Annotated in this window: 9 protein-coding genes and 1 riboswitch; of the genes, 3 read left to right on the top strand and 6 right to left on the bottom strand. The window is 68.4% G+C overall.

What is annotated here, in order from left to right:
* Positions 1–100 precede the first annotated feature (100 nt).
* The 5 genes from P3W75_RS28195 to P3W75_RS28175 all read right to left on the bottom strand — a co-directional run bounded on the left by P3W75_RS28195 (position 101) and on the right by P3W75_RS28175 (position 4287).
* Positions 101–736, bottom strand: a complete 636-nt coding sequence (locus P3W75_RS28195) for an urea amidolyase associated protein UAAP2 (RefSeq protein WP_276230614.1) — start codon at positions 734–736, stop codon at positions 101–103.
* A gap of 11 nt (positions 737–747) precedes the next feature.
* Positions 748–1476, bottom strand: coding sequence for an urea amidolyase associated protein UAAP1 (locus tag P3W75_RS28190; protein WP_276230613.1), 729 nt, complete (start codon positions 1474–1476; stop codon positions 748–750).
* A gap of 10 nt (positions 1477–1486) precedes the next feature.
* Positions 1487–2293, bottom strand: coding sequence for an ABC transporter ATP-binding protein (locus P3W75_RS28185; RefSeq protein WP_276230612.1), 807 nt, complete (start codon positions 2291–2293; stop codon positions 1487–1489).
* Positions 2290–3105 carry an ABC transporter permease gene (locus tag P3W75_RS28180; RefSeq protein WP_276230611.1) on the bottom strand — a complete coding sequence of 272 codons (816 nt, stop codon included), beginning with the start codon at positions 3103–3105 and terminating at the stop codon, positions 2290–2292. Before P3W75_RS28180 ends, P3W75_RS28185 begins: the two co-directional genes overlap by 4 nt.
* Positions 3106–3222: 117 nt before the next feature.
* Positions 3223–4287: a putative urea ABC transporter substrate-binding protein gene (locus P3W75_RS28175; protein ID WP_276230610.1), complete on the bottom strand. Its 1065-nt coding sequence runs from the start codon at positions 4285–4287 to the stop codon at positions 3223–3225.
* A 56-nt stretch (positions 4288–4343) separates the two neighbouring features.
* A riboswitch (guanidine-I (ykkC/yxkD leader) is annotated at positions 4344–4442 on the bottom strand.
* Between the two features lie 259 nt (positions 4443–4701).
* On the opposite strand from P3W75_RS28175, the gene P3W75_RS28170 reads away from it, so the two are divergent.
* Positions 4702–4950 (top strand): DUF1145 domain-containing protein, encoded by a 249-nt coding sequence (locus P3W75_RS28170; protein ID WP_276230609.1) that lies wholly within the window; start codon positions 4702–4704, stop codon positions 4948–4950.
* A gap of 114 nt (positions 4951–5064) precedes the next feature.
* Positions 5065–5241 carry a hypothetical protein gene (locus P3W75_RS28165; RefSeq protein ID WP_276230608.1) on the top strand — a complete coding sequence of 59 codons (177 nt, stop codon included), beginning with the start codon at positions 5065–5067 and terminating at the stop codon, positions 5239–5241.
* A gap of 40 nt (positions 5242–5281) precedes the next feature.
* Here P3W75_RS28165 and P3W75_RS28160 read toward each other — a convergent pair whose 3' ends face one another.
* Positions 5282–6196: a LysR family transcriptional regulator gene (locus tag P3W75_RS28160; RefSeq protein WP_276230607.1), complete on the bottom strand. Its 915-nt coding sequence runs from the start codon at positions 6194–6196 to the stop codon at positions 5282–5284.
* Between the two features lie 103 nt (positions 6197–6299).
* Between P3W75_RS28160 and P3W75_RS28155 the strand changes: the two genes are divergently transcribed.
* Positions 6300–8285, top strand: coding sequence for an alkyl/aryl-sulfatase (locus P3W75_RS28155; protein WP_276230606.1), 1986 nt, complete (start codon positions 6300–6302; stop codon positions 8283–8285).
* Positions 8286–8325: the final 40 nt, after the last annotated feature.

Here is an 8325-nt window from a genome sequence, read left to right as displayed (position 1 = left end):
GTTCGGAGCGCAGGGCTGCACTGCGCCGCGCGGCTCTGGCACAGCAGAAGCAGCCAGCGCCGCACCGCTTGCAGCCTGCCGCTTGCAGCTTGCGGCTGCTTCAGTCCCATACCAGTAGCTCCGCCGGGGTCGGGTTCCAGCCGTTGCAGGGGTTGTTCAGCTGCGGGCAGTTGGAGATCAGCACGATGATGTCCATGTGCGCGAGCAGCTCGACGTACTTGCCGGCGGCGGAGATGCCGTCCTCGAAGGTCAGGCCGCCTTCGGCGGTGACCGGCACGTTCATGAAGAAGTTGATGTTGTGGCTGATGTCGGCCTTGCCCAGGCGCCCGTCGTGCAGGGCCGCGCGCAGGAAGTTGTCGCGGCAGCTGTGCATGTAGCGCTTGTCCAGGGCGTAGCGCACCGTGTTGCTTTCCTGGGCGCAGGCGCCGCCGAGGGTGTCGTGGCGGCCGCAGGTGTCGGCGACGATGCTCAGCATCGGGTTGCCGAGGTTGGAATACAGCACGCTGCCGCCGCTGAGGTAGACGCTGCCCTGTTTGCGCAGGGTGCGCTGCACGTCGTAGCGCTCGCGCGGGTTGCGCGCGTTGTAGAAGAGGGTGTCGACCGCCTGGTTGCCTTCCAGGTCGAGGATGCGCAGGGTCTGCCCGGCCTTGAGCTCGGTCAGGCTGGGTTCGCCGGCGGCGATCGGGGTGCGCGAGACGGCGGCTTCGGGGTGCTTGGCGCTGTGGGTGATGGGCATGCTCGCGCTCCTCAGATGTACAGGCGTTCGGTGTTGTGGAAGCCGCGGCCGTTCTCCGGGCGCGAGGTGCGGCAGAGCACGCTGATGCCGTCGGAGTCGACCTTGTGCCAGCTCAGCCCGATGGGCTTGGGCGCGTATCGCGGGTTCGGGTCCATGGGGTGCTGCAGCGCGGTGAGCACCACCAGGGTGTCCATCGGCGCGTACAGCTCGACGTAGTCGCCGGCCTTGGAGTTGCCTTCGGCGAAGCGGAAGCAGCCGTCGGCGTCGACGTCTACCCGGCTGAACAGGTTCAGGCACATCAGCAGGTCCTGCAGGCGCATGTCCCACTTGCCCATTTCCACCAGCAGGTTGTCCGCGCCGTTGCGGTGGAAGCCGTTGCGCAGTTCCTGGTAGCGGCCCTGGCCGTACTTCTCCAGGGTCTCGGCGGCGTTGAGCACGCCGCCGAAGCTGTCGTGCCAGCCGCAGGTGTCGGCGGTGATGGCCGCCAGCACCCGGCCCATGTCCGAGTACAGGCAGTGGCCGGCGGTGAGCTTGGCGGTGTGCTGGGCCTTGAGGCTGTCCGGCAGGTTCAGCCGCTCGCTTTTCTCGGCGGCGTTGAACAGCAGGACGCTGGCGTTGCCGGCGCCTTCCAGGTCGGTCAGGCGCAGCAGCTGGCCGCGCTTGAGGACGAAGGAGGTGTGGCCGCCGCCGGGGACGGTTTCTTCGTAGAGGGTCGGGCGCAGGGCGAGGGTTGCGGGCATGGCGGGTTCCTCAGTAGGCCGGGGTGATCACCGGCGCGGCTGGCTGCTCCAGGCGCGCCGCCAGGGGCGCGGGAAGCTGGGCGCGGGCGATCCGGCGGTCGGCGTTGAGCGGGATGTCGTAGGTGATGCGGGCGCCATAGGCGTTGGGCGCCTGCGGGTCGTGGCGGACCTTGTCGAAGACCAGCAGGCGGGTGCCCAGACTGAAGCCTTCGGCGAGGTCGTGGGTGACCATGAACACGGTCAGCCGGGTTTCCTGCCAGAGCTGCAGCAGCAGCTCGTGCATGTCCTTGCGGATGCCCGGGTCGAGGGCCCCGAAGGGTTCGTCGAGGAGCAGCACGCGCGGTTTCATCACCAGCGCCTGGGCGATCGCCAGGCGCTGCTGCATGCCGCCGGAGAGCGCGCTGGGGTACTTGTCCAGGGCGTGCCCGAGGCCGACCTTGGCCAGCAGCGCGGCGGCCTGCTCGCGGGCCTCGCGGCGGGCCGCGCCGAACAGCCGGCCGAGCAGTTTCGCCCGTGGCAGTTCCAGGCCCAGGGCGACGTTGTCGAGCACGCTCAGGTGCGGGAACACCGAGTAGCGCTGGAACACCACGCCACGGCTCGGGTCCGGCTCGGCGGCCAGGTGCTTGCCGTCGAGCAGCAGCTCGCCGCGGCTGGGGCGTTCCTGGCCGAGCAGCAGGCGCAGGAAGGTCGACTTGCCGCAGCCGGAGGCGCCGACCAGGGTGCAGAATTCGCCTTCCGCGACGCTCAGGTTGAGGCGTTCGAGGATCACGTTGTCGGCGTATTCCTGCCAGACGTTGTTCACCTGGATGAAGCTCATGCCTTGCCTCCTTCGTACCAGGGGAAGGCGCGCCGGGTGAGCACGCGCAGGGCCCAGTCCATCAGCCAGGCGAGCAGGGTGATCCACACCACGTAGGGCAGGATCACGTCCATCGCCAGGTAGCGGCGCACCAGGAAGATGCGGTAGCCCAGGCCGTCGGTGGCGGCGATGGCCTCGGCGGCGATGAGGAACAGCCAGGCCGAGCCGAGCATCAGCCGCAGCGAGATCAGCAGGCGCGGCAGCAGTTGCGGCAAGACCACGCGCAGGATCAGGGTCCAGGTGCTGGCGCCCAGGGTCTGCGCCTTGATCAGCAGCTCGCGGGGGATTTCCCGGGCGCGCTGTTCGATGTCGCGGGCGATGCAGGGGGCGACGCCGATGACGATCAGCACCACCTTGGACAGCTCGCCGAGGCCGAAGACGATGAACAGCACCGGCAGGATCGCCAGCGGCGGAATCATCGACAGCACGGTGAGCAGCGGCGACAGCGGCGCGCCGAACAACGGCACGCTGCCGGCGGCGACACCCAGCACCAGGCCGAGCAGGGCGGCGATGCCCAGGCCCAGGCCGAGGCGCTGCAGGCTGGCGCCGGTGTCGCCCCAGAACAGCACTTCGCCGGTGCGCTTGTCTTCGCTGAAGGCCAGGCGCTGGACGGCGTCGGCCATCTGCGCGGCGCCGGGCAGCAGCTTGTCGTTGGGGTTCTCCGCCAGCCGCGCCGCCGAGCCCGTGAAGTAGGCGAACAGCAGCAGGGCGAAGGGCAGCAGCACCAGGAACAGGCGGCCGCCGCGCTGCGGGTTGAGGTTGATCAGGCGCATGGTTCGTACCCGTCGGTTCGTAGGGCGAATAACGCGGAACGCGTTATCCGCCGTGGCGTCGGAACGGCGGATAACCGCAAGCGGTTATTCGCCCTACGAGAGAAATCGGTGCGCAGATCAGAGCTTGCCGTCGGCCGCCAGCTGCACGTAGCTCGGGTCGAAGCGCAGCTTGAGGTTGCCGCTGTCGCCCAGGGTGGCGCCCTTGGCGAAGCTCATGCCGACCGCCTCGGCGGACTTGGCGCCTTCGCCGAGCAGGCCGTGGGCGAAGGAGAAGCTCGCCACCCGCTGCATGGTCTGCGCCAGCGCCGGGCTGCTGGCGAAGGCCAGGGCCTCGGTCGGGGTGGCGAACAGCCTGGTGGTGGCCAGCTGCGCCTGGTAGCCGGCGAGGTCGGTGCCGGAAGCCTTGGCCATGTGTTCCAGGGCCGCCTTGCCCTCGGCGTTCTGCGCGGTCATCAGCGCCACGGTCTCGAACCAGGCGCCGGTCAGGGCCTTGCCCAGGGCCGGGTTGTCCTTCAGGGTCTGGCTGTTGACCACCATCATGTCCATGATCTCGCCGGGCACCTTGCTGGAGTCGAACACCTCGGTGGTGCCGGGCTTGGCGCGGGCCTCGGCGAGCATCGGGTTCCAGGTGGTCACCGCCTGCACCTCGTCGGTATTGAAGGCGGCGGCGATGTCGGCGTCGGAGGTGTTGACGGTCTTCACCTGCTTCTCGCTCAGCCCGGCCGATTCCAGGGCGCGGGCCAGCAGGTAGTGGGAGACCGACAGTTCCACCAGGTTGATGTCCATGCCCTTGAGGTCGGCCACGGTCTTGCCGGTGCCCTTGACCACGATGCCGTCGTTGCCGTTGGAGAAGTCGCTGACGACCAGCGCGGTGGAGTCGACGCCGCCGGCGGCGGGAATGGTCAGGGCGTCCATGTTGGTCATGGTGCAGCCGTCGAAGGTGCCTGCGGTGTACTGGTTGATCGACTCGATGTAGTCGTTGAGCTGGGTGACCTTGATCTGGATGCCGTACTTCTTCGCCCACTTGTCGACGATGCCGTGGCTGGCGGCGTACTCCCAGGGCATCCAGCCGGCGTAGATGGTCCAGCAGACGTTGAAGCTGCTCTTGGGCGCGGCGGAAGCGCCGAAGCTGAGGGCGGTCAGGGCGGCGGCCAGCAGGGCGGGGAGAAGGGGCTTGCGCATGGAGTGTCTCCAGTGGGGTGTCGGGCAGGCAGGAGTCGGGCGGCTGGGTCGCGCTCTTCTCCCGGGCTTTTGTCCCGCCGTGTAACCTCGCTGGAGGTCGATGGCTCTCGGACCAGTCACTCGCCGCGCGAGCCGGAACCCTAGCCATCCATTTCGAATTGTGGTGCCGCCACCCCGCGTCGGCGGGCGATTCCTGCACGCCGGAGACAAAGCGAGCGGCGTGCCAACTTCCTGCAAGGCCCGTGGCAGAGACGTGGCGGAGGGTTTTCGGCACCGGCGGGGCCGTTTTCGGGCAGCTCCGTGCGCCCTGATGAAGCACGTCGCCGCTTTCTGGTGCGCCAGTCGAAAGTCGGTGTCGGTCGGTGCGCGGCGCACGGCAGACTGCGCGGACCACCCCTCCCATCGGAGTCGCCCATGTCGCACCTGCTGTCGTTCGCCAAGGGCGCGCTGGCCATGTTCTGGCTGGCCGCCGCGCTCAACCTGGTCTACCCGTTCGGCGAGCTGCATCGCCCCCTGCTGTTGCTCGCCGGCGTATTGCTGGTGGTACACGCCGGCGAGGTGCTGCTGTTCGGCCGGCGCCTGAAGGCGCGCCCGCAACCCTGGCTGGAGCGCCTGAAGGTGTTGTGCTTCGGTGTGCTGCACTTGCCCGCGCTGCGTGCGTAAGGCGGTGATTTACATAAGCTTTACGCAGTAGCGGGGCACTGCGCGAAAGGCGCCGGGTCTGATCCTGTAAGCCGCGTACTACAAGCGGACCTACCGGAATCAGGAGTCAAAGCCATGCGTCGCCTTCTCGTTGCCCTGCTGTTGTTCCTGCCGTTGTCCGGCTGCGTGGTTTACGAACACGACCACGGCTGGCGCGGTGGCCCCCGCTACTACGGCCCGCCGCCGGCGCCGCGCTACTACGACCACGGCAACTACGGCCGTGGCTATTACGATCGCGACTGGCGTCGCTGACCCAAACCACTGACGGCACCTTCGGGTGCCGTCGTGCGTTTCACCCGGCGCTCGGCAATGCGTCGATCATCAGCAACTGTTCGACGAAGGCCGCGGCGGCCGGCGACAGGCTGCGGCTGGCGTGGCGCACCAGGCCATAGGCCGAGCCACGCAGCGCCGCGTCGTCGGCCTGGCGCGGCCAGGGCAGGCTGGCCAGGCGCCCGTCGGCGACGTCCTCGGCGACCACGTCGGCCACCGCCAGACAGAGCACGTCGCTGCCGCGCACCAGCTCCTTGAGCAGCAACACGTCGTCGCACTGCACGTCCAGCGGCTGCTCGCGGCCCAGGCTGTGCACCAGGCGCAGGTGGGCGTCGCGCGGCAGGCGCGGGCCGGCCAGGGGGTACGCGAGCAGGTCGGCGATGCCCAGCTTGGCGCGGCCCAGCAGCGGGTGGCCGGGGCGGCAGAACAGCAGGCTTTCGTGGCTGCGCAGCGGCTGGATTTCCAGCTGCGGGTCGCCGAGCAGCTCGCGGCAGTCGGCGACGAACAGCTCCAGTTCATCGTCCAGCAGGCGTCGGTGCAGGTCCTGCCAGTTCTCGATGGCCAGGTTCACCTTGACCTTCGGGTGCGCTCGGCTGAAGGCCGCCAGGGTGCGTGGCAGCAGACGCGCGGAGGGGAAGGGCCCGGCGCCCAGGCGCAGCTCGCCGGCTTCCAGGTTGCCCAGTTCGCGCACCGCGTTGTCCAGCGCGCGGCTGCCGGCCAGCAGCCGGCGGGCGTGTTCCAGCACCAGCCGGCCATGGGCGGTGAGCTTGATGCCGCGCGGGTTGCGGTCGAGCAGGCGGCAGTCGAGCTGGCTTTCCAGGGCCTGGATGCTGCGCGAGAGCGCCGGCTGGCTGAGGTTCACCGCCTCGGCGGCGCGGGCGAAGTGGCCGTGCTCGGCTAGGGTAACGAAGTGGCGGAGCTGGCGAAGGTCTGTCATGCGCTTGGTGCATCGGAAGTGGCAAAGGAATGCATTGGAATTATTGCCATGCCCGTTGGCATAGTGCCAGGCAAATCCATAACAAGAACCGGAGCCCTCCCGCATGCTGCGTCTTCCCGCCGCCGTCCTCCTTGCCGGCCTGTCGCCGATCCTGCTCGCCGCCGACGACCCCGCCGACGCGCCGAAACCGCCCAGCGCCTTCACCGTGGCCTTGCAGCAGAAGGTCCGCGAGGCGCTGCCGTTCAGCGACCGCGCCGACTTCGAACGGGTCGAGAAGGGCCTGATCAAGCGCCCGGAGAAGCTGGTGATCCGTAACGAGGACGGCAGCGTCGCCTGGGAACTGGGCGGCTTCGACTTCCTCAACGCCGGAAAGGACTTCGACAGCGTCAACCCCAGCCTGCAGCGCCAGGCCCTGCTGAACCTGAAGTACGGCCTGTACAAGGTCACCGACGGCGTCTATCAGGTGCGCGGCTTCGACCTGGCCAACATCACCTTCGTCGAGGGCAAGACTGGCTGGATCGTCATCGACACCCTGACCACCCCGGCCACCTCCAGGGCCGCCTACGCCCTGGTCAGCCAGGAGCTGGGGCAGAAGCCGATCCGCGCGATCATCTACAGCCACGCCCACGCCGACCACTTCGGTGGGGTCAAGGGCCTGGTCAGCCAGGAGCAGGTGGACAAGGGCGAGGTGCAGATCATCGCGCCCAAGGGCTTCATGGAGTCGGCGATCAAGGAGAACGTGCTGGCCGGCAACGCCATGCTGCGTCGCGCCACCTACCAGTACGGCACGCAGCTGCCGCACAGCCCGCAGGGCCTGGTCGACATGGCCATCGGCAAGGGCGTGGCGCATGGCCCGATGAGCCTGATCGCGCCGACCCGGCTGATCGACAAGGACGACGAGCAACTGCAGGTCGACGGCGTCGACTTCGCCTTCCAGAACACCCCGGGCACCGAGTCGCCCTCGGAGATGAACATCTGGATGCCGCAGCAGAAGGCGCTGCTGATGGCCGAGAACGTCACCAGCACCCTGCACAACCTCTACACCCTGCGCGGCGCCGAGACCCGCGACGCGCTGGCCTGGAGCAAGTACATCAACGAGGCGCTGCACCGCTACGGCGACCAGGCCGAGGTGATGTTCGCCGTGCACAACTGGCCGCGCTGGGGGCATGAGGACATCGTCCGCACCCTGGAGAAGCAGCGCGACATGTACGGCTACCTCAACGACCAGACCCTGCACCTGGCCAACCAGGGGGTGACCATCAACCAGATCCACGAGCGCCTGCAGGTGCCGCCGGAGCTGGCCAACGAGTGGTTCAACCGCGGCTACCACGGCTCGGTCAGCCACAACGTGCGCGCGGTGGTGAACAAGTACCTGGGCTACTACGACGGCAACCCGGCCACCCTCAACCCGCTGGCGCCGGAAGACTCGGCGAAGAAATACGTCGAGTTCATGGGCGGCCCCGAGCAGGTGCTGCAGATGGCGCAGAAGTCCTTCGACCAGGGCGACTATCGCTGGGTGGTGGAGGTGGTCAACAAGCTGGTCTTCGCCGACCCGGACAACCAGGCCGCGCGCCGCCTGCAGGCCGACGCCCTGGAGCAGCTCGGCTACCAGGCGGAGAACGCCGGCTGGCGCAACAGCTACCTGGCCGCGGCGGACGAACTGCGCCACGGCGTGCCGCGCAATCTGCCATCGCTGAAGACCTCCAGCGCCGACGCCCTGGCCGCCATGGACACCGGCCTGCTGTTCGACTACCTGGGCGTGCGGATGAACGCCGGCAAGGCCGAGGGCGAGGACTTCGCCATCAACCTGGTGCTGCCGGACATCAAGCAGCAGTACCTGCTGGAGCTGAAGAACTCGCACCTGAACAACATCCAGGGCGTGCACAGCGACAGCGCCGGGCAGACCGTGACCATCGACCGCGCCGACCTCAACCGCCTGCTGCTCAAGGACGTCTCGCCGCTGGTGCTGATCGCCGAGGGCCGCCTGAAGAGCTCGGGCAACCCGCTGCTGCTGGCCAAGCTGTTCGGCATGCTGGATGACTTCGACTTCTGGTTCGACATCGCGACGCCGCCGAAGCGCGAGGGCTGAGCGGGGTGACCGCGCGCGGATAAGGCCGCACCTACGAAGA

The sequence above is a fragment of the Pseudomonas citronellolis genome (assembly GCF_029335315.1).
Lineage (GTDB): Bacteria > Pseudomonadota > Gammaproteobacteria > Pseudomonadales > Pseudomonadaceae > Pseudomonas > Pseudomonas citronellolis_A.
This window is presented reverse-complemented; position numbering and strand designations above follow the sequence as displayed.